Source organism: Roseibium sp. (assembly GCF_965229775.1).
Lineage (GTDB): Bacteria > Pseudomonadota > Alphaproteobacteria > Rhizobiales > Stappiaceae > Roseibium.
The window spans coordinates 1,402,810-1,428,753 of record NZ_OZ245929.1; the positions used below are offsets into that span (position 1 = coordinate 1,402,810).

At 61.4% G+C, this 25,944-nt stretch carries 22 protein-coding genes and 1 tRNA gene; 10 read left to right on the forward strand and 13 right to left on the reverse strand.

Translation table 11 applies throughout. From position 1 onward, the window contains the following. Window positions 1-38: 38 nt before the first annotated feature. From gcvP to gcvT, 3 genes are read right to left on the reverse strand one after another with little or no spacing between them, the layout of a single operon-like run. Complete coding sequence (gcvP, locus tag ACO07N_RS06270) at window positions 39-2,894, reverse strand: aminomethyl-transferring glycine dehydrogenase (protein WP_421980201.1); 2,856 nt, start codon at window positions 2,892-2,894, stop codon at window positions 39-41. A gap of 14 nt (window positions 2,895-2,908) precedes the next feature. Continuing rightward, the gene (gcvH, locus tag ACO07N_RS06275) at window positions 2,909-3,274 is read right to left on the reverse strand and encodes a glycine cleavage system protein GcvH (RefSeq protein WP_306142076.1); all 366 of its coding nucleotides are present in this window, start codon (window positions 3,272-3,274) and stop codon (window positions 2,909-2,911) included. A gap of 16 nt (window positions 3,275-3,290) precedes the next feature. Then, window positions 3,291-4,388 carry a glycine cleavage system aminomethyltransferase GcvT gene (gcvT, locus tag ACO07N_RS06280; protein WP_421980202.1) on the reverse strand — a complete coding sequence of 366 codons (1,098 nt, stop codon included), beginning with the start codon at window positions 4,386-4,388 and terminating at the stop codon, window positions 3,291-3,293. Between the two features lie 283 nt (window positions 4,389-4,671). Here gcvT and ACO07N_RS06285 point away from each other — a divergent pair, with 283 nt between their 5' ends. Further along, window positions 4,672-5,271 (forward strand): helix-turn-helix domain-containing protein, encoded by a 600-nt coding sequence (locus ACO07N_RS06285; RefSeq protein WP_421980203.1) that lies wholly within the window; start codon window positions 4,672-4,674, stop codon window positions 5,269-5,271. Window positions 5,272-5,301: 30 nt separating this feature from the next. Here ACO07N_RS06285 and speB read toward each other — a convergent pair whose 3' ends face one another. From speB to ACO07N_RS06315, 6 genes are all read right to left on the reverse strand, one after another. Continuing rightward, a complete protein-coding gene (gene speB / locus ACO07N_RS06290; protein ID WP_421980204.1) occupies window positions 5,302-6,267 on the reverse strand; it encodes an agmatinase in 966 nt (321 codons plus the stop codon). Window positions 6,268-6,371: 104 nt separating this feature from the next. After that, window positions 6,372-8,654, reverse strand: coding sequence for a mechanosensitive ion channel domain-containing protein (locus ACO07N_RS06295; protein WP_421980205.1), 2,283 nt, complete (start codon window positions 8,652-8,654; stop codon window positions 6,372-6,374). Beyond that, window positions 8,651-9,769, reverse strand: coding sequence for a 2Fe-2S iron-sulfur cluster-binding protein (locus ACO07N_RS06300; RefSeq protein ID WP_421980206.1), 1,119 nt, complete (start codon window positions 9,767-9,769; stop codon window positions 8,651-8,653). Before ACO07N_RS06300 ends, ACO07N_RS06295 begins: the two co-directional genes overlap by 4 nt. 379 nt (window positions 9,770-10,148) lie before the next feature. Beyond that, window positions 10,149-10,685: a DUF4274 domain-containing protein gene (locus ACO07N_RS06305; RefSeq protein ID WP_421980207.1), complete on the reverse strand. Its 537-nt coding sequence runs from the start codon at window positions 10,683-10,685 to the stop codon at window positions 10,149-10,151. Window positions 10,686-10,757: 72 nt separating this feature from the next. Continuing rightward, window positions 10,758-11,399, reverse strand: a complete 642-nt coding sequence (locus ACO07N_RS06310) for an imm11 family protein (RefSeq protein ID WP_421980208.1) — start codon at window positions 11,397-11,399, stop codon at window positions 10,758-10,760. 329 nt (window positions 11,400-11,728) lie between these two features. Further along, window positions 11,729-11,813, reverse strand: a tRNA-Leu gene (locus ACO07N_RS06315). A gap of 26 nt (window positions 11,814-11,839) precedes the next feature. Between ACO07N_RS06315 and ACO07N_RS06320 the strand changes: the two genes are divergently transcribed. Both ACO07N_RS06320 and ACO07N_RS06325 read left to right on the forward strand, forming a co-directional pair. Then, a complete protein-coding gene (locus ACO07N_RS06320; RefSeq protein ID WP_421980209.1) occupies window positions 11,840-12,028 on the forward strand; it encodes a hypothetical protein in 189 nt (62 codons plus the stop codon). Continuing rightward, the gene (locus tag ACO07N_RS06325; RefSeq protein WP_421980210.1) at window positions 12,025-13,590 is read left to right on the forward strand and encodes a CHAD domain-containing protein; all 1,566 of its coding nucleotides are present in this window, start codon (window positions 12,025-12,027) and stop codon (window positions 13,588-13,590) included. The genes ACO07N_RS06320 and ACO07N_RS06325 overlap by 4 nt, the downstream gene beginning before the upstream one ends. Before the next feature lie 1,083 nt (window positions 13,591-14,673). On the opposite strand, the gene ACO07N_RS06330 is transcribed toward ACO07N_RS06325, so the two are convergent. After that, window positions 14,674-15,579 carry a LysR family transcriptional regulator gene (locus ACO07N_RS06330; RefSeq protein ID WP_421980211.1) on the reverse strand — a complete coding sequence of 302 codons (906 nt, stop codon included), beginning with the start codon at window positions 15,577-15,579 and terminating at the stop codon, window positions 14,674-14,676. An 84-nt stretch (window positions 15,580-15,663) separates the two neighbouring features. Here ACO07N_RS06330 and ACO07N_RS06335 point away from each other — a divergent pair, with 84 nt between their 5' ends. The 7 genes from ACO07N_RS06335 to ACO07N_RS06365 all read left to right on the forward strand — a co-directional run bounded on the left by ACO07N_RS06335 (window position 15,664) and on the right by ACO07N_RS06365 (window position 22,160). Beyond that, window positions 15,664-15,891: a DUF1127 domain-containing protein gene (locus ACO07N_RS06335; RefSeq protein WP_421980212.1), complete on the forward strand. Its 228-nt coding sequence runs from the start codon at window positions 15,664-15,666 to the stop codon at window positions 15,889-15,891. A gap of 50 nt (window positions 15,892-15,941) precedes the next feature. Further along, window positions 15,942-17,183, forward strand: a complete 1,242-nt coding sequence (locus ACO07N_RS06340; protein WP_421980213.1) for an MFS transporter — start codon at window positions 15,942-15,944, stop codon at window positions 17,181-17,183. Continuing rightward, on the forward strand, window positions 17,176-17,355 hold the full coding sequence (locus ACO07N_RS06345; RefSeq protein ID WP_421980214.1) for a hypothetical protein: 180 nt from the start codon (window positions 17,176-17,178) through the stop codon (window positions 17,353-17,355). The genes ACO07N_RS06340 and ACO07N_RS06345 overlap by 8 nt, the downstream gene beginning before the upstream one ends. A 23-nt stretch (window positions 17,356-17,378) precedes the next feature. Next, window positions 17,379-17,738: an antibiotic biosynthesis monooxygenase gene (locus ACO07N_RS06350; protein WP_421980215.1), complete on the forward strand. Its 360-nt coding sequence runs from the start codon at window positions 17,379-17,381 to the stop codon at window positions 17,736-17,738. Window positions 17,739-17,867: 129 nt separating this feature from the next. Continuing rightward, complete coding sequence (locus tag ACO07N_RS06355; protein WP_421980216.1) at window positions 17,868-19,439, forward strand: winged helix-turn-helix domain-containing tetratricopeptide repeat protein; 1,572 nt, start codon at window positions 17,868-17,870, stop codon at window positions 19,437-19,439. A 188-nt stretch (window positions 19,440-19,627) separates the two neighbouring features. Beyond that, complete coding sequence (locus tag ACO07N_RS06360) at window positions 19,628-20,707, forward strand: PLP-dependent cysteine synthase family protein (protein ID WP_421980217.1); 1,080 nt, start codon at window positions 19,628-19,630, stop codon at window positions 20,705-20,707. Beyond that, the gene (locus ACO07N_RS06365; RefSeq protein ID WP_421980218.1) at window positions 20,658-22,160 is read left to right on the forward strand and encodes a pyridoxal phosphate-dependent decarboxylase family protein; all 1,503 of its coding nucleotides are present in this window, start codon (window positions 20,658-20,660) and stop codon (window positions 22,158-22,160) included. The genes ACO07N_RS06360 and ACO07N_RS06365 overlap by 50 nt, the downstream gene beginning before the upstream one ends. 46 nt (window positions 22,161-22,206) lie before the next feature. On the opposite strand, the gene ACO07N_RS06370 is transcribed toward ACO07N_RS06365, so the two are convergent. The 3 genes from ACO07N_RS06370 to ACO07N_RS06380 are packed head-to-tail and all read right to left on the reverse strand — an operon-like array spanning window position 22,207 to window position 25,941. Beyond that, entirely contained in the window at window positions 22,207-23,844 is a 1,638-nt protein-coding gene (locus tag ACO07N_RS06370; protein WP_421980219.1) for a dihydroxyacetone kinase subunit DhaK, read from the reverse strand. An 11-nt stretch (window positions 23,845-23,855) separates the two neighbouring features. Further along, on the reverse strand, window positions 23,856-24,851 hold the full coding sequence (locus ACO07N_RS06375; protein WP_421980220.1) for an ABC transporter ATP-binding protein: 996 nt from the start codon (window positions 24,849-24,851) through the stop codon (window positions 23,856-23,858). Next, window positions 24,844-25,941 (reverse strand): ABC transporter ATP-binding protein, encoded by a 1,098-nt coding sequence (locus ACO07N_RS06380; protein ID WP_421980221.1) that lies wholly within the window; start codon window positions 25,939-25,941, stop codon window positions 24,844-24,846. The genes ACO07N_RS06375 and ACO07N_RS06380 overlap by 8 nt, the downstream gene beginning before the upstream one ends. Window positions 25,942-25,944: the final 3 nt, after the last annotated feature.

Here is a 25,944-nt window from a genome sequence, read left to right on the forward strand (position 1 = left end):
TCCGAATGCACGGCGCCCGTGAGCGCCGCGCCCTTGATTTATTCAGCCGCTTCCGCGTAGTCCGACATCGGCGGGCAGGTGCAAACCAGATTCCGGTCGCCATAGGCATTGTCAACCCGGTTGACCGGCGCCCAATACTTGTCGACGTCGAGCGAACCTGCCGGATAACACGCCTGTTCGCGTGTGTAGGGCCGGTTCCATTCCCCGACAAGATCCGCCACCGTGTGCGGCGCATTCTTGAGCGGGTTGTTTTCCGGATCGATCCTGCCGTCGATGATGTCCTGCGCTTCCGCGCGGATGGACAGCATCGCGTCGCAGAACCGGTCGAGCTCTGCCTTCGGTTCCGATTCCGTCGGCTCGACCATGAGCGTGCCGGCAACCGGCCAGGACATGGTCGGTGCATGAAAACCGCTGTCCATCAGCCGCTTGGCCACATCCTCGACCGTCACCCCGGCGCTGTCGGCAAGGGGGCGCGTGTCGAGAATGCACTCATGCGCGACCCGGCCGGTTTCGGATGTATAGAGGATCTCGTAGGCATCCTTCAGCCGCGCCGCGATGTAGTTCGCGTTCAGGATTGCGACCTTGGTCGCCTGCGTCAGGCCCGGCCCGCCCATCAGCAGGACATAGGCCCAGCTCACCGGCAGGATGGACGGTGACCCGAACGGCGCGGCGGAGACCGGACCGACGGCCGTACCGTATTCCGGATGACCGGGCAGATAGGGTTCCAGGTGCGCCTTGACGCCGATCGGACCCATGCCCGGACCGCCGCCGCCATGCGGAATGCAGAAGGTCTTGTGCAGGTTGAGGTGGCTGACGTCACCACCGATGGCGCCCGGCTGCGACAGACCGACCATCGCATTCATGTTCGCGCCGTCGATATAGACCTGGCCGCCGTGATCATGGGTGATCTGGCAGACTTCCTGGACGGTCTCCTCGAAAACACCGTGCGTCGAAGGATAGGTGATCATGCAGGCAGCAAGATTTTCCGAATGCTGCTCCGCCTTCTCGCGGAAATCGGCAAGATCGATATCGCCCTTTTCGTCAGACTTCACCGGCACGACCTTGTAACCGACCATCTGTGCGGACGCAGGATTGGTGCCGTGGGCAGACGTCGGGATCAGGCAGATGTTGCGATGACCTTCCCCGCGCGCAACGTGATAGTTCCGGATGGTCAAAAGACCGGCATATTCGCCCTGCGCGCCGGAATTCGGCTGCTGGCTGATCGCGTCATAGCCGGTGATCTGGCACAGCTTGTCGTTCAGATCGGAGATCATCTCGTGATAGCCCGCGGCCTGATCTTCCGGAACGAACGGGTGCAGATCGGAGAATTCCGGCCAGGTCACCGGGATCATCTCGATGGTCGCGTTCAGCTTCATCGTGCAGGAGCCGAGCGGGATCATCGCCCGGTCGAGGGCAAGGTCACGATCTGCCAGCCGGCGCATGTAGCGCGTCATTTCCGCTTCCGCGCGGTTCATGTGGAAGATCGGATGCGTCAGGTAGGCGCTCTCCCGCAAGGCGTGCTGCGGCAGCCGGTAGTCCCGGTTCAGCTCGCTGTCGTCGATCATGTCACCGCCGAAGGCCCGCCAGACAGCCTCGATGGTCTCCGGCCGGGTCTGTTCGTCGAGCGAGATGCCGACACGCGAGTCACCGACCTTGCGCAGGTTGATGCCGTTGGCGACCGCCGCATTCATGACGACGCCCTGCAACGCCCCGACTTCGACGGTGATCGTGTCGAAGAAGACCTCCGGCTCGACCTTGAAACCGAGTTTCTCAAGACCCGTCGCCAGGCGCGACGTCTTGCGGTGAACAGACTGCGCAATCGCCTTGATGCCGTCCGGCCCGTGATAGACCGCGTACATGGACGCGATCACCGCCAGCAGCGCCTGCGCCGTGCACACGTTGGAGTTGGCTTTTTCGCGGCGGATATGCTGTTCGCGGGTCTGCAGCGACAGGCGGTAGGCCTTCTTGCCGCGGCTGTCGATCGACACCCCGATGATCCGGCCCGGCATGCTGCGCTTGAACGCATCCTTGCAGGACATGTAGGCGGCATGCGGTCCGCCATATCCCATCGGAACACCAAAGCGCTGCGTGGAACCGACGGCAATGTCCGCCCCCATTTCACCCGGCGACTTCAGGAGAGCCAGGGCCAGCGGATCGGCCGCAACGATGGCAAGGGCCTTGTTCTCGTGCAGCTTGCCGATGATGCTGGTGAAGTCGCGCACATGCCCGTAAGTGCCCGGATACTGGAAGATCGCACCGAAGACGGTTTCCGGATCGAGCGCGTCCGGATTACCGACGACGACTTCGATCCCGAGCGGTTCGGCGCGCGTCTGAATGACGGCGATGTTCTGCGGATGGCAGTTTTCGTCGACGAAAAACGTGTTCGACTTGGACTTCGCCGACCGCTTTGCCATCGTCATGGCTTCCGCGGCCGCCGTGGATTCGTCCAGCAGCGACGCATTGGCGATATCGAGCCCGGTGAGATCGGACACCATGGTCTGGAAATTGAGCAGGGCTTCGAGACGCCCCTGCGAAATCTCCGGCTGATACGGCGTATAGGCCGTGTACCAGGCCGGGTTCTCCAGGATATTGCGCAGGATCGGTGCCGGGGTCGTCGTGCCGTAATATCCTTGGCCGATCAGGGACGTCAGCACCTTGTTCTTCGACGCAACCTGCTTCATGTGGAAGAGCGCATCGCGCTCCGACAGGCCGGGACCGCCCCAGTCGAGCGCTTCCTGCTGCCGGATCGCCGGGGGCACGGTGGCATCGATCAGGTCATCGAGGCTGGCAAAGCCGATCAGTTTCAGCATCTCCGCCATTTCGGAAGGCGACGGGCCGATGTGCCGGCGGTTGGCAAAATCATAGGCCTGGTAGGTCGTGAGTTCGAAAGCCATCTGTTGCAGTTCCCTTAGGCGATGAAGGCCTTGTAGGCGTCGAGATCCATCAGTTCGCTCAGCTGGTCGGTATTCGACAGCTTGATCTTGTAGAGCCAGCCATCGGCTTCCGGGCTTTCGCTCAGCGTTGCCGGGCTGTCCGCCAGGGAGCCGTTCACCTCGACGATCTCGCCGTCGACGGGTGCGTAGATCTCCGACGCGGCCTTGACCGATTCCACGACGCCGATCTCATCCGATTTCTCGAAGCTTTCACCGGTCTCTTTCTGCTCCACGTAGACGATCTCGCCAAGCTGTTCGGCAGCGTGGGCGGTGATCCCGAGGGTCGCGGTATCGCCCTCCACCTTGATCCATTCGTGGTCCTCGGAAAAATAGGTGCTCATGTCGGTCTCTCCACGATTAGCGCTTGTAATTCTGTTGTACGAACGGCAGCGCGACAACCTCGGCCGGTTGCGCCTTGCCTCTGATGATCAAATTCACCCTGGTGCCCGGCTCGGCGTGAGCGGAGGCAACATACCCCATCGCGACCGGACCGCCTGCCGTCGGACCGAAGCTGCCGGACGTGATCTCGCCGATGCTGCTGCCGTCCCCGGCCTGGACCTCGACACCATGGCGCGCGGGTGCGCGGCCCTCGGGGCGGATCCCGACGAGCTTGCGCGACGGGCCGTCCGCAATCTCGCGCTGAATGCGCTCCGCGCCCGGAAAACCACCTTCTTCACGCCGCCGCTTCTGGATCGCCCAGATCAGCGATGCCTCGATCGGTGATGTCTGCGTGTCGATATCGCTTCCATAGAGACACAGCCCGGCTTCAAGCCGGAGGGAATCGCGTGCGCCGAGACCTGCGGGTTCGCAGTTGTCATCCGCCAGGAAGGCCCGGGTGATATCGACGGCCTTGTCTTCGGGAATGGAGATTTCGTAGCCGTCTTCGCCTGTATAGCCGAGACGTGACACACGGCATTCAACGCCGTTGATGTCGGCAACCGTCGTCTCCATGAACTTGAGGTCGCGCGCGGCCGGGCAAAGAGCCCCGACGACATCCTCCGCCTTGGGTCCCTGCACCGCCACAAGCGCCCGGTCGAAGATCTCGGTCACCTCGACACCGTCGAGATGTGCTGCCATATGCGGGATATCCTGGTGCCGCATCGAGGCGTTGACGACGACGAAAAAATGGTCACCCGCATTGGAGACGATCAAGTCGTCCATGATGCCGCCGCTGTCGTTGGTGAAAAAGCCGTAGCGGGCCTTGCCTTCCTTCAGCGCGGCAAAGGTCTGCGGGCAGAGCGCTTCCAGCTTTTCGCCGACATTTTCACCCTTGAGGATGACCTGCCCCATATGGCTGACATCGAAAAGCGCGGCCCTCTCGCGGCACTGCTTGTGCTCTCCCATGATGCCGAGCGGATACTGGACCGGCATTTCCCAGCCGGCGAAATCCACCATCTTGCCGCCCAGCTCGACGTGAAGGTCGTAAAGGGGTGTGCGTTTGGGAGCGTCAGCCATGGTACCGGTCCTTTCCTGTTCCAGTTGGAGCCGCTCCGGTCCGGTTTCAGAACCCGGTTCCTTTCGAAAAAAGAAGGTGCGGGCCGGACAGGATGTCGTGGCATCGGGTCAGGGTGAAGACTACCACCCCGAAGCCCCGTCGAAAACGCCACAACGCTCCCCTTTCTCATCATTTGTTTCTTATAGGAAACTTTTCCATAATTCGCAACGTATGTTTTAAAGAGAAGAAATTGACCTGTTTCTGAGACTGTGCGAGTTTCAGGAAAATTCGGAAAGAGCTGACATGGACCCGGTTTCCCAATCCGACGAAGACATCACCGACGCAGGCGACACCGATCATCTGGGAAAGATGATCCGCGAGGCGCGGCTCAAGAAAGGCTGGACGCTGGAGGAGGCGGGAAAGGCGGCAGGCATCGGCCGGTCGACTCTTTCCAAGATCGAAAACAGTCAGACGCGGCCGAGTTTCGACATCGTTCGCCGTCTGACCAAGGCCCTGGATCTCAAGACGCCGCAGCTGTTCGTGCAGTCCGGTCCGAGCGATATTTCAGGCCGCCGCGACGTCACCTTCGCTGGTGGCGGCGAAGTACAGGATACACCCACCTACTCGCATGAACTCCTGTGCACCGAACTGACCAGCAAGCGCATGTTTCCCTATATCAGCACGATCAAGGCCCGCGACGTGTCCGAATTCGAGTCCTGGATCCGCCACCGGGGCGAGGAATTCATGTATGTGATCAGCGGCGAGCTGACCTTCTTCACCGAGCACTACAGACCGCTGCCGATGAAGGCGGGCGACAGCGTCTATTATGACAGCGGCATGGGCCACGGCTGCATTTCAACCGGCGACGAAGACGCGAAGGTGCTCTGGGTCAGCCTCGAATAGGCAGCCCCCGGCCTGTTTCTTTTAGGAAACTCACGGCCTGTTGTGAAAGATGAAGCCGATGAAATTGAGCAGGATCTGCGCCGCCAGGATCTGCGTGCTCTGGCTCGGATCATAGTCCGGCGCGACCTCCACCAGATCGATACCTGCGACGCTGCCCCGTTTCGAAAGCCCCTGCAGGATCTCCAGGACATCGTAGTAGAGGAACCCGCCGTGACTGGGTGTGCCGGTACCGGGCGCAATGGACGGGCAGAACGCGTCGATGTCGATGGTGACGTAGTATCGGGCGCCGGCGGGAATGCGTCCCAGCACCGCATCGGTCCCGAGCTTCCGCACCTGCCTTACCGAAAGAATGTCGGACCCCCGCGCACGCGCATCCTCATAACCTTCCTTTGCGGTCGAGGACACGTTGCGGATGCCCAGCTGGGTCATGCCGGAAACGTAGTCCTTCTCGATCGCCCGGCGCATCGGATTGCCATGGCCTGCCGTGACCCCGTGGCGCTCGTCGACGAAATCCAGATGCGCATCGATCTGGACCACATGGATCGGCCCGTTCGCCGCGCAATCGTCTCTGAACGCGTTGATACAGGGAATGTTCACCGAGTGGTCGCCGCCGATAACCACCGGCAGGACACCGGCTAGCAGGATCTTCTTCACCGCGTATTCGATGTTGGCGTGGCTTTCCTCGGTCTTGGTGTGAATGATGTCGGCATCGCCGATATCGACGATCCTGACATCCGCACCGAGATAGGTCGCGTCATCCTCGTGATCATAGGCCCCCGCGTGACCGAAACTGAAAAGCGTCGACGCCTCGCGCACGGAACGCGGCCCGAAGCGCGCGCCAGACCGGAACTGGCAGCCGAAATCGAACGGAGCGCCCAGCACGGCCACATCGGCATCGATCGCATCCCAGTCGGCGACGTATTCCTTCTTGCCGAAGGTCGAGATCCCGACAAAGGGCAGGTTCAGGCGGCCGGATTCATAACCGTGTCCCGACATGAGGCTCTCCGTTGTGTATGTTGTTTCGTTCGCCGGAGCGGCATCCTACATTGCTGGAATAACTACCGTTTGCAAGCAACTGCGCTCTCGGGAATTCGGCGCGCCTACTGACCCGGCGCGGGCTCCATATTCTGCTCGATGGCGTCCATGGCAGCAGCGGCGGCCTTTTCCTTGGTTTCCTCGTCGAGCTCGTCCGCACCGATGACCTCCACCTTGACATTCCGCTGCGCAAAATTGATCCCCGCCTTTTCGAATTCGTCGCGGATACGCTGGTAGGCGTCGCGGCGGATCGTCCACTGGCCGCCGGGCTTGGTCATGAACTTGACGCCGACGACCATGTTGAATTCCTCCATGCGCCGGACACCCTGAAACTTCAGGGGCTGGAGGAAGTTGCCGCCGTAATCCGGGTTTTCCTGCAGTTCCGCATCGATTTTCTTGACGATCTTCTTGGCAAGTTTGAGGTCCGTGTCGAAGGGAACCCGGAACTCCAGCTTCATCATCACCCAGTCGCGGCTGTAGTTGGTGAGCGACTTCAGCTCCCCGAAGGGGATCGTGTGAACGGCGCCGCGGTGATGGCGCAATTGCAGAGACCGGATAGACATCGATTCCACGGTGCCGCGAATGTCACCCATTTCGATATATTCACCGACCCGGAACGCATCGTCGATCAGGAAGAAGACACCGGAGACGATATCGCGTACCAGCGCCTGGGCACCGAACCCGACCGCCAGGCCGACGACACCGGCGCCCGCAAGCAGCGGCGTGATGTTGATGCCCATGGAGGACAGGCCGATCAGCGCCACCATCACCAGGATCGTCACGAGGACGACCTTCTTGATCAGGGGCAGCAAGGTTGCCATGCGCGCTTCCGGTCCAGGTGCCATTCCGGGCACCAGCTTCGGCATGCTTGCCATGCGCCTGTCGATGGCGGTCTTGGTCGCGGTCCAAACGAGATCGCCGATCAGGAAGGCCACCATGACATCTATCAGGACACGCACCACCTGTGCCGGTGCCGAATCGACGGCGGACATGTTCCACGGCTGAACACCCCAGAACAGCCCGATGCAGACCACCGCAGAGACGACGACGACAAACCGGCCCAGCCGCACAGCGACCGGCAGATAGACGCCGTGCATCGCCTCGGCATTTGCAATCGCCTCCTGCTCGGTCTCGTCCGGCGTCTGCGCGTCTGGTCCCGCTTCCTGCTCAACGGCGACTTCCGTCCCGGTTTCAGCCTCCGTTTCGGAGGCCGCGTCAGCTTCGCTGTTACCCTCTTCCGGCGCCGCCTCGGCCCGGCTTTCCTCGAAAGCCTGCTCGATCGTCTTGCGCACCATGCGCTCAGTGGGGATCAGCAGGGCAACGACGGCAAGGGTTCCGGCGGCGCTGTAGGCGCCGATCAGCCAGAGAATGAACAGCATGAACAGTGTCATCGAACCGATCACCGGAATCACGATGGACTGGCGTTTCGGTTCGCTGCGCGTGTGCATCAGCCAGAGCAGCAGGATCGCAAGCATCGTCGTGATCGCGGCGGCGATGATGTCGATCGTGAGGCCGACCGGTTCGTCGGCTCCCAGGACCACGATCGTCTCGGCCAGGCCGTGTCCGAACAGCATCACCGCGGAGGCCAGCATGACGCCGAGATAAAGACCCCGCGCATCCTGCCGGGAAAGCGGCACCAGGCGCAGCGCCTCGATGCGCGGGGCGAGCGCAAACAAGGCCAGCGCAGACACGACGCGCAGCATGACCAGCGCGAACAGGAGTTCCAGGACGAATTCCTCGGCATTGGGCGGCCAGTCGAAAATGACGAAGGTGCCGATTGTGCCGAGCGAAAAGAAGACGGCGCCGCCCGAGACAAGCGCAAGACGCGTCAGCGCCGAGCGCACCTTGTCGATGTAGCGGTTCGAGCGGGACAGCTCGATGCGTCTTCGAAAGTATCCGGCATAGCGCCAGTAGAGCCATTCAAGCCCGACGCCGACAAAGACGAAGATGATCAGCAGGACAACGAAATTCAGCTGCTCCCTCGGCGTCAGACCCTCCTGCCATGTATTGGAAACGGTGGCCGGAAGACCCGGCACGAGGGCCAGCGACGCGCCGACTTCCTGCACGCGAGCCTGGATCTGTACGAGGCCCAGTTCAACGCTTTCGCGGAATGTCAGGTTGGCGGGGGCTCCGTCCTCCCCCAGCCCTGCGGCCCGCTGCTGCAGCCAGTTGACCACCGCCGGATCGGCAAGCAGCCGCGCCAGTTCCTTGATGTCGTTCGGCGATGGTTCCGCCGGTGCCTTTGCCGTCTCGGCAGAACCGGCGCCCGGAAGCATCATCTGGGCGGACAGGGGCGTCGCCACATGCAGGAGCCCCAGGAAAATCAGCGTCGCGAACAGCCTGATCATGCGGCGCCCTCGCTCTGCGGAGCCGCGTCCGCGTCACGCGCGGCAAGGGTTTCTGCCCGGAGCAGTTCCTGGTATTCGACCGGGGATATCGTCGGATCAAACACCCGCTCGACAGTGACGGCCCCGCCGGCCGGCATGGCCTGGCAGGCAAGCCGGACGCCATCGGGAAGGGACCGGCGCGCAATCGTCTCCGTTTCGGTCCTGCCGGGCGGTTCAAGGTTCTCATGCCCCTCCAGAACGCGAACGGCACACGATCCGCAGCGTCCTCTCGCCCCGCAAAGCGCGGCATGGGCGGTGTCCATGGACTGCGCGGTTTCGAGCAGGCTGACCCCGGCGGTCCGCTCGATCGTCGGGCCGTCGCGGTAGGTGATCGAGATCTTCGGCCGCTTGCCCCAGAGGCGGATCGCGCGGGCGACGAGGATGACCACGACGAGGGCCGCGTACCACCACAGGACCTGGCTCTGGATCTGGTTCAGCGTGTCACCGACGGACCCGTAGGCAGCCGCGGCTTCACGAACCGGCGCCATGAACTCCGGATCGCCGCTGTTGGCAATCAGGATCTTGCCGGATTCGACAAACCCGAGCAGGGCGGCAACGGGCACGATGACGGCGAACGGGTAGGAAAAAGTGGCATAGCGCCCCCACCATTTCTGCACCTGCATCCACAGAAACAGGCCGTAGCAGGCGTGGACCCAGATGACGATAAGGGCAAGAACCTGCTGAATTCCGAGATGCGGCACGAACATCCAGTAAACCGCGAGCACCCATTTGAAATCCACATGCGCACCCGTCATCGCGGGGCCGACCACGGTGCCCATGATGTGGGGTAGGAGCAGCGGCACGATCGCCAGGCCCAGCGCCGCCTGTCCCGCATCGGCCCAGTTGGAAAAAAGCCTGTTGCGCCAGAAGACCGTCCACAGACCAAGGCCGGCATGAACGAAGAAACTCAGGATCAGGAGCGGTCCGCCGACCGGGTTGCCGAACGGCCCCATCAGGACCCGTCCTGCAGATTCCATTGCGCCGATCGAATAGAGCCCGAATGCGAGCGTCAGCAAGTGACCCGTCACGAACACGAACAAAACCAGGCCGCTCAGGATGCGTAGTCTGCTGATCATTTATCTTTTCCGTCCCGCATGCTGTTTTCCGCTTTGTGACCCCGGTCCGCCCGAAGACGGCACAAAGACTGCGGCGCAAAACATCCCCTCACCTGCTATCGATAACGTATAGCAGGTCCCGGCTCCAATAAATTGATGTGTTTCCAACGCCAAAACCTTGGCATCTGGTGATCAAGCGCAGGTATTTCAGCGGAACAGGTTTTTGGGAACCTTGATCCGGCGGCATGGGAGTGAATGGCCGCTCGCGCTTCTTTTAGCGCACGGCACGATTCATGCCGCCATCCGACAGGATGCTCTGGCCGTTGATATATCGGCGCAGATTTATAAAATTACCGAGTTAGCTTTTGACCTCGTTACGAAGATGTCTTGCTTTGTGATGTCACTCGGTGATTTCAATTCCGTTGGCCCGCACCCAATGATCAAATGCGACTACAATATTTCCGTCTTCAGACGCGAACTCTGAAACAGCTTCGCGTGAACCTGAATACTGAACCACGTCCAAAATTGGAGTGTTGGTAAAAAGTCCGCGGTTCATCTGTTTTCGCACCTGTTCCAGAAGCCGCTCCCTGTCATGGGGGTGATGATAGAACTCGCCAGTTCGGTATCGTTCCCAGTTCTTTAGTACGATGAAACATATATGATCCTGATCGGCGGCGAGCCTTTCGTCCCATATCCAGTGCCCCAAACCTTCAACATCAAAGATGCGCGCTGCCGTTCCTTTGTCGCAGTCCTCCTGATCTAGCACCCATGTTAAAACTTCGCATCCGTAGTCGTAGTTCCACGTCATGATCACACGATGCCAGGTCTCACGCGTCTGCTTCGACAACCATTCAATAATCGTGTCAGGCTGTTCCGCTGGCACGACCATATAGTTTGGGTCTTTCCAGTATTCGAAAAGCGCATCCATCTTCTTCATGTCTTAGGTCAACCTTTTTTCACGCTGGTCGTTCTGAATTGACGTGTCGTTGGCGATACATCGTCTAGGGCGCTAATTCTCGCTGATATGGACCGGCCTGAATTTCCAGCCGCGGCAGCCGGCTTCTTCAAGTTGCTGCTTGACCGGTTCGGTGCAAAGCACATGGCCGGTTCGGCTTTCGCGCCAGATGGTTGCGCCATGAAGTGCTGAGCTCCGCACCGTTTTTTTCGTGCCATCTATGCGTTCAACGTCGTGACCATCGACGTGTTTTATCTTGTAAATTTCTGTGCTCTTCTCGTCCCAGGTGTCGCGTTCGGTCAGAAGATTGGTGACGTAGAACGGCCCGCCCGGCACAAGACAAGCCTGCTTTTCTGCCCAAACCTGAGTGATTTCGACAAACTCGAAACCGCCCGGATTGACCCGTTCCAATGCATCCCTGAGTTTTTGGTTGACGACAGGAAAGCCGGTCCGAAAGGTGTTGAATTCGCCGATAATATGCAGCTCTGGAAGAGGGCAGACGTTCACGACAAGCCAGTGGGTTTGATACTTGCTGATGTCCTCGGCAAAAAGCCGGCCGTCCTCATGAAGTCTGGATTGGCGCCTGGCTTTCCAAGCGCCCTCTTTGATAATCGAATCGTGAGATTGATCTATCGACCAAACACCGCGGACATAGCTCCTAGTGTCGAAATCTGCGTCCAGTTCATAGACATTCATGACGTTCATCTTCGCTTTGTGAGGAAAAACAACTCTTCGTCGGTTTTGAGAGAGGCAGTGTGATTTTTTGCCAGTCTGAGAACAATCTGGAGTGGCTAGGCGCTTCATGGGTGTGGTTCTGCGCGTCAATTCCCCATCACTGGGCCCGGCGGTGTGCAATTCGCGTTCAGTCGCACATTCTGCAATCAAAAGGAAGCAGCTTCTGGTCCTACACCTTCTGCAGCAACAGATACCGGAAAACCCGCCCGCACAATGAGCCAGTTTACGCAATCCGGTCCGCAAAAGGGTGCCCGGGGGCTTGAGCCGTCAATCGAATTTGGAAAATGAAATGGTGCCCCCCGCCGGAATCGAACCGGCACTCCCGAAGGAACGGGATTTTGAATCCCGCGCGTCTACCAGTTCCGCCAGAGGGGCAACTGACACCGGAGAGGGTGCCTATCATGGGCCAAGTGCCGATGCAAGCAGTTGCACTGCCGGGTGAACCGGAATTCACGGACGCCTGCAATAATCAAAAGTTGCAGAAACAAGATGCTTCCGCAAAACCTTGCACCGTTAACCTGCTAACAAAAGCGCAAATTGTGCGCTTTTTCTGGACAAGCGTTTTCGGCTTGGCTAGAACGATTGCATGAGCAAATCAGGACGTGAAATCGAGCTCAAGCTCGAACTGGATCCATCCGCCCAGGACACCTTGAAGCGCATGGGCGCAATTGACGGTTTCACGGCCGGCCGTCCGGTGACCAAGACCTTGCAGTCGATCTATTTCGACACGCCCGACCAGGCACTGCGCAAGGCGAAAATTTCTCTCCGCGTCAGGAAATCCGGGCGCAGCTGGGTGCAGACCGTCAAGGTGGGAACCGGTGTCGTCGCGGGCCTGTCCTCACCCGTCGAAGCCGAACATCCGGTCAGGGGCCGCGCGCTCGACTTTTCGGTGATCGAAGATCCCGAAGTTGCCCGGGTTCTTGAGAAAACCATCGGTAATGCGCCCTTGAGCGAATGCTTCGAAACCGTGATGAAACGCACGACGCGCGAGCTGACGCGCGACCAGGACGGTGCCCGGATCGAACTGGCGTTCGACACGGGCAACATCCTCGCAGGCGACGGCAGCCAGCCGCTCGCCGAACTCGAGATGGAACTGCTCGAAGGTCCGGGCCAGGCAATTTTCGATGCTGCCAAGAGGCTGTTGAAAGATGCCCCTTTCCGGTTTTCCCCCTACAGCAAGGCCGAGCGCGGCTACCGGTTTGCCGAAGGCAGGCAACCGGAGACACCGGAGCCCTGTTTTGCCGAGAAGATCAGCTTCACACCCGGCACCAGCGTGGAACTGGCGTTTCGTGACGTGCTGCGGTCCTGCCTGAAACAGATTTCGGAAAACCGCGTCGTGGTCATCGGGTCGAGGGACCCGGAAGGCCCGCACCAGCTGCGCGTCGGGCTACGGCGCTTGCGCAGCGCGTTCCGGCTGTTCAGGCCGGGACTGAACCCGGCCACCGTCGCGCCCCTGGACCGGATGGCCAGGACGATTGCGGCCGAAGCCGGTTCGATGCGCGATCTCGATGTGCTGATCGACGAAATCGTGCAGCCGCTGGCGGACAAGACGCCGGCAAACCTGTCGCTCGACATCCTTCTGGCGAAACTGAACGCTTCTCGCAGCGAGGACACGCGCGATGCCGTCGTCGACCATCTGAAGTCGGCCGAGGTCAACGGTTTCCTGCTGGACCTGGCAGCCTACACGGAAGGCCGCGGCTGGCTCGATCCGGAAAATTTCGACCAGACTGCCCTGCTGGCGCAACCGATCGAAACCTATTCCTCCCGGGCCCTCGCCAGGCAGTGGAAAAAAGTGCTCCGCTACGGCAAACGACTGGAAGAGCTCACGATTCCCGAGCGGCACGAAATGCGCAAGGCGATGAAGAAGATGCGCTACGGCATCGAGTTCTACAATTCGCTTTATCCGGCGGACACGGTAAAGCCCTTCCTGAAACGGATGAAAAAGCTTCAGGACATTTTCGGTTACCTCAATGACGTGGCAATGGCCGAGACCCTGCCGCAAAAGGTTTCCGCAGGAGGCAAGGATGCGGTCGCCGTCGGCCAGGCCATCGGCTTCGTGATCGGCTGGCACGAATCCCAGTGCCAGACCATGTGGCACTACGCCAAGGGCTACTGGGAAGCCACCCGCGAAACGCCTCGTTTCTGGCTCTAGAAGCTGATCGCGAAGCTGCCATGCGATCCCGACCGCCACCCCGGCCCTGAGCCGGGGTCCCCTGTCCAATCGCATTCAGGTCCCGGATCAGGTCCGGGACGGCGCAGGTTGCGGAAAAGCCACACAGCAAAGCGGAACCTGTCACAAGGAAGTAAGCGCGCCCTATCGTCACCCCGGGCGAACAGCGTGAGACCCGGGGCCGGGGAGCCCTGGTGTTCCGGGAGGGCGGACCAAAAAAATCATGTCCTCTGCCTCCCCGATCCCGGCTCTGCGCTGCGCTTGGCCGGGATGACGAGCGCGCGGGGTAGTCCGTCTTTCCGGATGACAGCGGACAGATCCAACCCCAGGCTCTCCCCCTCTCACCGGTCATGCCATGGCTTGACCCACTGCTGTCCGGTTTGGGAAACACAATCGAGCTTACTTCGTTGAGAAAGCCATATGTTTCCGTGCGGCGCCAAATTGGGATACGGAATTGTATCCCCGGTTTGTCGCATATGCGGCAAGACCGGGAACCAGTACTCCAAGTGGCTGGATCTTAAAAATAAAGAGAAACAGGTGGTTACTGGGTTCCGGCCTTCCGCTTCGCTTCAGCCGGAATGACAAATTCCTTGTCTGCGGAGCTCCTCACGAGATCCAAGTCGGGTTAAACCGGACAGCAGTGGGCTTGACCATGGCATCCATGCCGTTTCGTTTCTTGCCGAAGGGCTTCACCGTTTTTCAAACGGAACGGCATGGATTGCCAGATCAAGTCTGGCAATGACTGAGGAAAAAACATCGACCCTCTCCTTCGTCACCCCGGGCGAACGAAGTGAGACCCGGGGCCCACTCTAGCCACCGCTTGCGAAAGCGACGGGTTCCGGCTGCCGCCTTGCTCGTTTCGTACCGCTCTGGAAACGAGTGGGCCCCGGATCTGCGCTGCGCTGCGTCCGGGGTGACGCGCGGCAAAAAAACACCTCATCCCGAGGAAGCGCGTCAGCGCTGTCTCGAAGGTTGGGCGGCTGGCACGCTGCCGTGCGGCCCATCCTTCGAGACGCACGCCAGCGTACTCCTCAGGATGAGGCTGTGGATTGGAGTGACCTAAAGTCAGGCGTCGGCGATCGACACGAGCGTCTCGCGCAGCCACTTGTGTTTCGGATCGCGCGTCATGCGCGGATGCCAGCTTGCGACGATTTCAAGATGGGGCAGCTCCAGGGGCGTGTTGACACGGGAAAAGCCGTGGTCGAATGCCGCCGCAATCCGGACCGGAACGAAGGCGAGCAGAGGTCTCGATTTCATGAGTTCCAGCAGCATCGCAAAACCCGGGACGGCAAGCACCACGTTTCTCTTCCGGCCCACCGCTTCAAGCGCGTCGTCAATCGGTCCGCGAAAGCTGCCGCCGGTCGGGTCGACGAAACCGTGTTCGAGTTCGCAGAACCGGTCAAGAGTGATGTCTTGGCCGTCCGCGAGATCCCCGTAACTGGAAAGGCAGACAAAGTCGTCCCTGTAAAGGAAGCGCGACGGCAGATCGGGCACCGCCAGCTCCCGGTCGCTGAGCACCAGATCGATCTCGCCGTTCTCCAGCTGCCGCGCAACCCCCTCCGCAGGCCTCGGAAGGATCGAGACGCGCGCGCCGGGCGCCGTCCGGAGCACCCTCTCGGCAAACGTGTCCAGGATCGTGTGCAGGAGATAGTCACTGCCGCAGACCCTGACCGTGAACGCGGAGCTGGTTGGGTCAAACGCGTCCGGTGCGAGAAGCAGGCCGATGTCATCCAGAAGCTCCGCCACCCGCGGAGCGATGCCGTCGGCCCTTGGGGTCGGCACGATGCCGTGAGATGTGCGCACGAACAGATCGTCGTCAAAGGTTTCCCGCAGTCGTCTGAGCATTCCGGACACGGTTGGTTGCGTGAGGGACAGCCTAGACGCCGCCCGCGTGACGCTGCGTTCCTTGTAAAGTGCATCAAATGCGACCAGCAGATTGAGATCGACATTCCTGATATTGAAGTTTTCCATATCACATATTCAATAATACATTTTGATCAATAACAAGCAGATGGCGATTATCTCTTTGTCCGGCGAACGTGGTGGCGGAGAGAAATGGCAAAGAGTTCAGAAATCTATCCGGCGTGGCACGCAGCCGAACACAAAACGTGGCTGTTCATCTGGCTGGCGCGTTTCCGGGCGTGGCGAAAACTGCGGCAAGATCGCCTGGAACTGGCCTCACTCGGCGACGCCGCGCTCAAGGATCTGGCCATCGATCGCAGCGAGATCCCGTCCATCATCCATGCAGGTGAAAAAGAGCGCCGGCGCAATCACGCCACCTGACGCAATCGCAAGTTCCTGTTCGCGTTCCAGCAACACCTCGGAGAAACGATATGTCCGCAATGTCCCGGCCGGCGGCCCGATTTCATGTCAGTCCGCGTTTGATCCTGCTCGCAGGGTCGTTGATCGCGCTCGTCGCCCTGGGGATGCGGCACTCTTTCGGCCTGTTTCTTGGCCCGGTCACCGTAAGTCTTCCCCCCGTCGACCGGGAAACCTTCGGGTTCGCCATCGCCTTGCAGAACCTCATGTGGGGCATCGCACAACCCTTTGCCGGCATGATCGCGGACCGGTTCGGCAGCGCGCGCGTGATTTTTGCCGGAGGCCTGCTCTATGCAGGCGGACTGCTCTGCGCATCGGCCGCGTCGACATCTCTCGGCCTTGTTCTGGGGCTCGGCGTGTTTGTCGGCATCGGACTGAGTGCCACCAGCTATGCCGTCGTGCTGGGAGCCGTCGGCCGGCGCTTTCCGCCCGAGCGCCGCAGCTCGGCGCTCGGCGTTGCCTCGCTCGGAGGCTCCCTCGGCATATTCCTTTCGGTTCCGGTCACACTGAGCCTGATCGACGCGTTCAGCTGGCCTCTGGCGCTCGTCAGCCTGGCACTCGTTGCGGCAACCATCTGCGTTCTCGCACCGGTCCTGAGCGGACGATCGGTCGAACCCGGCACTGACCAGTCCCTGCGGTCCGCGCTTTCCGAAGCCCTGTCACACCGTGGATTCGTGCTGCTCGTGCTCGGCTTTTTCGTTTGCGGGTTCCAGCTCGCCTTCATCGGCACCCATCTGCCCGCCTATCTGCTCGACCGGCAACTCCCGGGTTGGGTCGGCGGTGCCGCGCTCACAATCATCGGTGCGACCAACATCGCCGGAACATTCATGTGCGGCCTTCTCGGCGACCACCTCAGCAAGAAGAAGATCCTGGCTGTTCTCTACCTGGCGCGGGCGCTGGCCGTCGCCCTGTTCATCCTGTTTCCGCCGTCGGATATCTCGACTTTCGTCTTCGCGGCGGTGATCGGATTCACCTGGCTCGGCACCGTTCCCCTGACGACCGGGATCGTCGCCCAGATCTTCGGCGCCCGCTACCTGGCAACCCTGGTCGGAATCGTCTTCCTGATGCACCAGACCGGCAGCTTTCTCGGCGCCTGGCTCGGCGGGCTCGTCTTCGAGCGAACCGGGAGCTACGACATCATGTGGTGGAGCGTCGTTGCATCCGGCATCATCGCCGCGCTTGTGCATCTTCCGATCGACGAGCGCCCTTTGGCGGCAAGGCATCGCCTCTTCGGGAACGCACTGAGCAATGCGTGAGCGGTGCTGGGTTCTTTGGGGTGGCGTGTGCCTGGCTGTCCTGGCAGCGCTTTCCCTTCTCGGCATCATGTCGGTGAACGCCTACCAGAGGCTCTTTCTGGATCTGGCCGTCTTCCGGCTCATTTGTTTTCAAGAATATCCCGGCGTCCTGGCGCATCAAATTACAGTCTGAAAGGCAGTGTTTAGGAGAACGGCATGAGCGAACGAATATCAGGAAAGGGCCCGGTCCTCCGGCTGTTTCAGGTCAGGATCAGGCAAGGCCACGCAGAGACCCTTCTGGAGAAATTTGCGACCACGTCGGCGGACGTGGTCAGGCACGAACCCGGCAATTCAGGATATTTCTTCGGGCGGGGCATCGCCTCCGATGAGGGCTATCTCGTGTTCGCATCGCTCTGGGACGATCTTGATGCCGTGAAACGGAGATTTGGAGATACCTGGCAGCAGTCCTTCCTGCCCGAAGGATACGAGGACCTGATCGAGGAGCATTCGATCCGCCATGTCGATTTGAGCACTGGGTGGGCGGTTTCACCTCAGGCAACGGGGACAGCGACCTGAAATCGGCGGCACCACGCGAAAATCGAACGGAATGCAGCAGCGCGCCCGGTTCTGGACGGGCGGTGCCACTCCAGGAGGCCAGCTCATCTAAGCAATTCTCCCCGCTACGGAAGTTTGCTATGGTGAGCCATGATTTACTGCTTTGCGGATTTCGAGCTCGACACGACGCGCCAGGAACTTCGGTGCAAGGGTGAGCCGGTCAATGTCGAACCGCTGGCCCTTGATCTGCTGAAACTGCTCATCGACAACCACGACCGCATGGTCTCCAAGGACGAGATCAATTCGGTCCTGTGGAACGACCGTGCCGTCTCCGATGCAGCCCTGTCGACCTGCGTGAAATCGGCCCGGTCCGCCGTGGAGGATTCCGGTGCGAAGCAGGAGAAGATCAAAACCGTACATGGCCGCGGGCTGCGCTGGGTCGCCCCCTTTGAACGGCGCGCTCCGCAAACAGTTGCCGAACCGGTGGCAACACCGGATACCGGCAACGGTGACCACCCGGCGCAGGACGCTTCGCAGCGGCCGTCGATTGCCATATTGAAATTCGACGCCATCGGTGACGACCCGGTCGCGCGCACATTGGGCGAAGCCATTCCGCACGAACTCATTGCGGCGGTTGCCCGCCTGCGCTGGATTTCAGTGATCGCGCGCGGCTCCTCCTTCCGCTTCGGGTCACGCGACAGCGATCTGTCGGACATCCGGACACAGCTTGGCGTCCGCTACGTCTTGTCCGGCAGTGTCGAAAAATTCATCGACCAGGTCATCATCAACGTGGTCCTGACCGAAACCTCCGATGGCCAGGTTATCTGGGCGGACCGCATCAAGGCGTCGATCGCGGAGGTACATGACGTCCGCGAGACGATCATCGCCGAGGTCATCTTCGCGATCGAGGTGCAGATTCCCCTGAGCGAAGCCTCAAGGGCGCAACTGCAATCTCCGGAAAACATCGACGTCTGGACCACCTATCATCTCGGGCTCCAGTCGCTCTATCGGTTTGACGCCGTGGAGAACGAGGTCGCCATGGCCATGTTCAAGAAAGCAGTGGCGATGGAGCCCGGGTTCGCCCGCGCACATGCCGCGCTTTCCTTCGCGCATTTCAAGACGGCCTTCATGAACTATTCGGACAACCGGGCTTTCGCCGTCGATGCGGCCAGGCGGGCGGCGGAACGCGCCATCGAGATCGATCCGATGGACCCGTTCGCGAATTTCAACATGGGCAGATCCCTCTGGCTCACCGGCGATCTGGACGGGGCGAAGACCTGGCTGAACCGGTCCACTTCCCTCAGCCCGAATTTTGCCCAGGGCCTGTATGCGCGGGCCTGGACGGAGACGCTCACGGGATCCAGTTCGGACGGCATGCGGCTTGCCGACGAAGCCCGCGGCCTGAGCCCGCTCGATCCGTTGCTTTATGCGATGCTCGGAACACGGGCGCTCAGCCTTTCGATCGAAGGTCATGACAAGGAGGCCGCGCTCTGGGCGGAGCGGGCCGCGCGCGCACCCGGCGCGCACAGCCTCATTCGCGTGATCGCCATGTTCACCAACGAGCTTGCCGGCAACGAAGCCGAAGCGGCGCATTGGGCTGCACAGGTCCATGCCGAGCAACAGCCGATCACTCAGGAACACTTCTTCCGCTCCTTTCCGTTCGCGGATCAGGCTGTGCGCAAACGCTTCTCCGAGGCATTGAAGCGGCGCGGCGTCGACTAGGGTGCAAACCTGCGTCCAAAAATCTCCATGATTGGGGAACGCTTTTTCAAAAATCCTCATGGTTTCCTCAAACTTCGCTCAAGACTTGGTTGAAAAGCCGTGTCACTTTCCTCAGCGTAAGCAGATCGCATGCCGTGCCAGACACCGGCGGCGCTTTGTTGCAACCCGTTTTAACGCAAGGAAAGAGTATGACCGGCGGAACACTCAGAACGACATCAGGCGTTGGCCACACCTATGACAGTATTCTCGACACGATCGGCAACACACCGTCCGTGCGCATCAACAACCTTGCCCCGGACGGCATAAACCTCTTCGTCAAGTTTGAAGCGGCGAATCCGGCCGGCTCCGTCAAGGATCGCCTGGCCGTGAACATCATCGAGGCCGCCGAACGAAGCGGCAAGCTCAAGCCCGGTCAGACCGTCGTCGAAGCGACCAGCGGCAACACGGGGATCGGGCTCGCCATGGTGTGCGCGCAGAAGGGGTACCCGCTTGTCGTCACCATGGCCGACAGCTTCTCCATCGAGCGCCGCCGTCTCATGCGCATGCTCGGTGCCAAGGTTGTCCTGACGCCGCGTGCGGAAAAAGGCTTCGGCATGTACCGCAAGGCAGTTGAACTGGCGGAGGCGCACGGCTGGCTGCTGGCGCGCCAGTTCGAAACCGAGGCGAACGCGGAAATCCATGCGGCAACCACTGCCCGGGAAATCATGGCGGATTTCGAGGGCCAGCGGCTGGATTACTTCGTGACCGGTTACGGCACGGGCGGAACGGTGACCGGGGTTGGCCGCGTGCTCAGGGTCGAACGCCCCGACACGAAGATCATCCTGTCAGAGCCCGCCAATGCGCAGCTGCTTGGCAGCGGCCACGTCCAGGAACGGACCGACAACGGCTCGCCCGCCGCAAGCCACCCTGCCTTTGAGCCGCACCCGATCCAGGGCTGGACTCCCGATTTCATTCCGGCCGTCCTGCAGGAATCCGTCGACAACCACTACTATGACGACCTGCGGCCCGTGCCGGGCATGGCCGGCGTGGAATGGGCCAAGAAACTCGCGTCCCAGGAAGGCATCCTGACCGGAATTTCGGGCGGTGCATCCTTCGCCATCGCGATCGAGGTCGCCCAAAAGGCCGACCCCGGTTCGACGATCCTGTGCATGCTTCCCGACACGGGGGAACGCTATCTCTCCACGCCGCTGTTCGAGGATATTCCGGAGGACATGACAGATGAGGAAGTCTCTATCTCCAAGTCCACTCCCGGCTACCACCTGGGTTGAGGCAACGGATCAAGTCGACGTTCTCCGGACCGCACAGGCCCATGCAACGGCCTATCGGCGCGGTCTGAGGGAGAAACCTTGTGCACCGAAGCGAAACTACCGGGAGATGCTGGGCGTCTTTTCCGAGCCCCTGCCGGAAACCGGCAGCAACGGGGCCGACGTCGTGAACGAACTGGTGGACCGCGGCGAACAGGGGCTGACCCAGATGACCCATCCCGGTTTTTTCGGGTGGGTTCTGGGCGGCTCCTCGCCGGTCGGCGTGGCGGCCGACTGGCTCGCCGGTGCCTGGGGCCAGAACGCGGCCTTTCACACGTCTTCACCGACGGCTGCGGCGGTGGAAGAGATTGCCGCGGGCTGGCTGCTCGATGTTCTGCATCTGCCCGAAGAGGCAGCGGTCGGTTTCGTCACCGGCGCGACCGTCGGCAACTTCACGGCACTTGCCGCGGCGCGCGGCGCTGTCTTGCGCCGGGCTGGCTGGGATGCGGATGGGGACGGGCTTTTCGGAGCGCCCCCGATCACCGTTTACGTCGGCGACGATGCGCACACGTCGGTCTTTTCGGCTCTCGGCTATCTTGGCCTGGGACGGAACCGGGTGAAGCGGGTCAGCTCCGACGGCGAAGGCCGGATGATGGCATCGGATCTGGCGGCACAACTGTCAGGGCAGGATGGGCCAACCATCGTGATTGCCCAGGCCGGCCAGATCAACACCGGTGCCTTCGATCCCTTTCAGGACATCCTGGAGATCGCGAAACAGCACAACGCCTGGATACACGTGGATGGCGCTTTCGGGCTCTGGGCGCGCGCTCACCCGGACTACCGCCCTCTCACCAACGGTGTCGAGCGGGCGGATTCCTGGGCGGTCGACGGGCACAAGTGGCTGCAGACCCCCTTTGATTCAGGTTATGCCATTGTCCGCGATCGCGACAGTCTGGAAAGAGCGATGAGCATTGACGCCAGCTACCTGCCGACGGTGGGTGAACAGGACCGCATCCCGTCTTTTCTTGTCCCGGAACTGTCGCGCCGTGCCCGCGGGCTGCCGACCTGGGCCATGCTCAAATTCCTCGGAAGACAGGGCGTTGAAGAGCTTGTTGGCCGGCATTGCGCGATTGCCGGCAAGATCGCCGAACGCCTGCGCGGCGCAGATGGCGTTCGTGTCGTCAATGACGTTGTCCTCAATCAGGTGATTGTCAGTTTCGGGCGCGCCGAAGACACCGCCTTGCAACGAAAGGCCCTGACGGAAGCCGTCATCGCAAGGCTTCGCGACCAGGGCTCGATCTTCGTTGGCGGTGCCCGCTGGCGGGACGACTGGGTGATGCGGATTTCGGTGATCTGCGACGCGACGATGCCGGCCGACGCTGGCCCGGTCGCCGATCTGATCCTGAACGCCTGGGCAGAAGTTTCAGCAAGATCCGCTGCCCCAGCCGACACCATCACCGCAGGACCGCCCGGCTAGGGGTATGGACCCTAGAGCGTCCGGGCGATCTTCAAATCGGTTCGCGTCAGGCGGTCAGGGCCGGTTCTGCCGCAAGCTGCTCCAGAAGCCGGGCAACCGCTTCCGCGCCCGGATCGTTGTGGCCTGAAAGCGCAGCCTCCGAGACATAACTCGCCCTGCCCGCCCGCGCGCGGGTGATCCGGGACGTGGCGTCTGCCCCCTGGCGCGCTTCGCGCGCCGCCGCATCGATCCCGTTTTCCAGGGCATTGAGCGCAGGCATCATCGCGTCGATCATCGTCCGGTCGCCGGGTTTGGCGCCGCCGACCTGCATCACCCGGTCAAGGCCTGCCTTCAGCGCGCCAATGGAATCGCTCCCGCTTGAAGACGCATCGCCCGCAGCCGCGAAGAAGATCGCCAGCAAAACTCCGGACGACCCGCCCATCGTCTGGCTGAGTTCGACCCCGATTGCACGGTACAGCTGGGTCAGATCGGCCAGCGGCATCCGGTCGAGCGCCGTCAGAAGCGCGCGTGCGGCGGTCGCCAGCGTGCTTCCGGTGTCGCCGTCGCCCGATTTGGCATCAAGCGCGTTGAGGTCGTCTTCCGCCGCGATCAGGATGTTGCAGCATTTTTCGATGAACCGCCGCGTGTCGTCATTCTTCGACGGCAACGGCTGGATAGGTGACAGCCCATCGGGAAGCGGCAATATGGACACCGGACCGAGCGCGAGACAACCCGGCCAGACCCACGGCGCAACCGGTGCCTGCAGAAGCGCTTCTTCCGTCTTACTGACTGGCAGCAGCGAAACCGAGAAACCGTGCATGTCGAGCGAGGTCATCATCGCTGCCGGCCCGACAAGCCAGCGGATCTGTCCGCCGATGCGCGAATGCGTCAGTTCCTCGGCGAGGACGGACATTTCGAGCGGTGTCGTCCCGCCGAGATTGTTCAAAAGCGCGACATGCGGACCGGGCGCCAGCGCCGGTTCGAGCCGGTCGACCACCATGGCCATGGCCGATTTTGCGTTGGAGAAGGCAACCTGTTCGATCCCCGCTTCCCCATGGATGCCGAGGCCGAGTTCCGCCATGCCGGGGCCGATCCGGTCCTCCTTGGGAGACCCGGGGATCGTGCAGGTATCCAGCGACATGCCGATGGAAACCGCACCGGCAATGACCTGCTCGGCGGCTTCCGTCACCGTGGCGAGATCCGCCCCCTGGTCGGCGAGCGCGCCCGCGATCTTGTGAACGAAGAGCGTTCCGGCAACCCCTCTTGCCTGGGGCAGATCGGGCAGCGCAACGTCGTCATCGACGATCACCATGTTGACTTTCAGGCCGAAGGCCCGCGCCCGCTCGACCGCCAGGCCGAAATTCAGGCGGTCGCCCGTGTAGTTCTTGACAATGACGAGACAGCCGGCCTTTCCGGTAACCGCCAGGATGCCCGCCAGGACCGCATCAACAGACGGCGAGGCAAAAACCTCACCGCACACCGCGGCTGTCAGCATCCCCTGGCCGACGAAACCGGCGTGACTGGGTTCGTGGCCGGATCCGCCACCGGACACAAGCGCCACCTTCGACTTGTCCCAGTCCGTTCGCACCACCACCTTGATATGCGGATAACCGTCGAGACGTGCCAATCGGCCGCCTGCCGTACGCAAAGCACCGTCAATGGCTTCCGTGACCAGTGCTTCCTTTGAGTTGATGAACTGCTTCATGTTCCCTCTCCTCAGGTGATGCGGACGCCGCCGGCGTCAAAGAAAAGCGGATTGCGGGGCTGAATGGCGACGGTGTCGCCCGGTTCCAGATCCGCATGCGCATCGGCGAGCGTGACGACGTCATGCCCATCAAGCTTGAGATGCAGCCGGATCTGGTCCCCAAGGTGTTCGACGCGCTTCACCGTCGAACCCTTGCCCTCTCCTTGTTGTATGTGTTCGGGTCTGAGCCCGATTTGCGCGGCCCCGGCCGGGGCGCCTGCGAACATGTCCGCCGGCAGCACGTTGATGCGGGGCTGCCCGAGCCGGCCGGCGACATAGAGATTGACCGGGTTCTCGTAAATCTCGCGCGGTGTCCCGAACTGCACCAGCTTGCCCTGATCCAGAACGCCGATATGGGTCGACATGGTCATCGCCTCGATCTGGTCGTGGGTGACGTAAAGCAGCGTCGCGCCGAGACTTTCCTGAATACGCTTCAGCTCGATCCTGAGGTCCGAGCGCAGCTTGGCATCCAGCGAACTGAGCGGTTCGTCCATCAGGTAGATGGTCGGGTCCCGGACAAGGGCGCGGCCGATGGAAACGCGCTGCATTTCACCGCCCGAGAGCGCCGTCGCCTTGTTGTTCAGCTTGTGCGAGATCCGGAGAACCTCGGCGACTTCCGCCACCTTGCGCTCGATCTCGTCGGCCGGTGTCTTCAGAAGCGGCGAGCGCAGCGGGAAGGCCAGATTCTCCCGGACGCTCATATGCGGGTAGAGCGAATACTGCTGAAACACCATGGCGACATTGCGCTGCGCCGGCGTGTCCTCGACCACGGATCTGCCTCCGATCGAAACGTCTCCAGCGTCCGGCTCCTCCAGCCCGGAGATCAGGCGCAGGATCGTGGTTTTTCCGGCCCCGGTCGGACCCAGGAGCGTCACGAACGCACCATTGGGAACGGTCATGCTCACGTCGGAGACGGCGACCGTGTCGCCAAAGGTTTTCGAGAGGTTGGAAAGCCGCACTTCAGACATGGGCAAGCACTCCCTCGTTGAGATCGGACCTGAGGGCGCGTCCGCTCTGATTGTCGAAAAGCGTCGCTGTCGTCCCGTTGAACGCAAGGCCGACGGTCTCTCCGGGTCTGGCGGGCTGATCCGAGGGGATCCTCGCCTTCAGGTCGCCGCCCACGGTTTTCACGGTCACGATCTGGGTCGTTCCCAGATACTCGGCAGCGACCACCTCGCCCCGGTTGCCGCCGTCGTCATTGAGCGCGATATGCTCCGGCCTGATCCCGTAGACCAGGTCGCCCTCGAAGGGTTCGCGCACGGTCGGAACCGCAAGATCCACATGGTGCATCCGGACGCTCGAGGAACCCGCATGAACCTCGCCGTGAAACCGCAGGAAATTCATGGATGGCGATCCGATGAAATCGGCCACGAACATTGTCGCCGGTTTGTCGTAGATATCCTGCGGGGTACCGAACTGTTCGATAACGCCGTGGTTCATGACGACGATCTTGTCGCCCATCTGCATTGCTTCCAGCTGGTCGTGGGTGACATAGACCGTCGTGGCGCCCATGCGGTCATGAAGTGCGCGCAGTTCCTCCGCCATATGCTCGCGGAATTCTGCGTCAAGCGCACCCAGCGGTTCATCCATCATGAACGCCTTGGGCTCGCGCACGATCGCGCGGCCGAGCGCCACGCGTTGCCGGTCTCCTCCCGACAGGCCGCTCACGGGCCGGTCGAGAATATCCTCGATACCGAGAATGCGGGACACTTCGGCCACCTTTTCCGTGACATGCTTCTTGGACATGCCCTGGCTGACCAGCGGATAGCTGATGTTCCGGCGCACGTTCATGTGCGGGTAGAGCGCGAACATCTGGAAGACGAAGGCGATGTCGCGCTGGCGGGCAGGCTTCTGGCCAACCTCTTCCTTGTCGATGTAGATTTCACCCGAGGTCGGCAGTTCCAGGCCGGCAATCATGCGCAGCGTCGTGGTCTTGCCGCATCCGGACGGGCCCAGCAGCATGAAGAACTCGCCGTCCTCGATCTTGAAGGAAGAGGACTGCACGGCGGTGAAGTCGCCGAATTCCTTCCTGAGGTTCTTGATTACGATTTCAGCCATAAT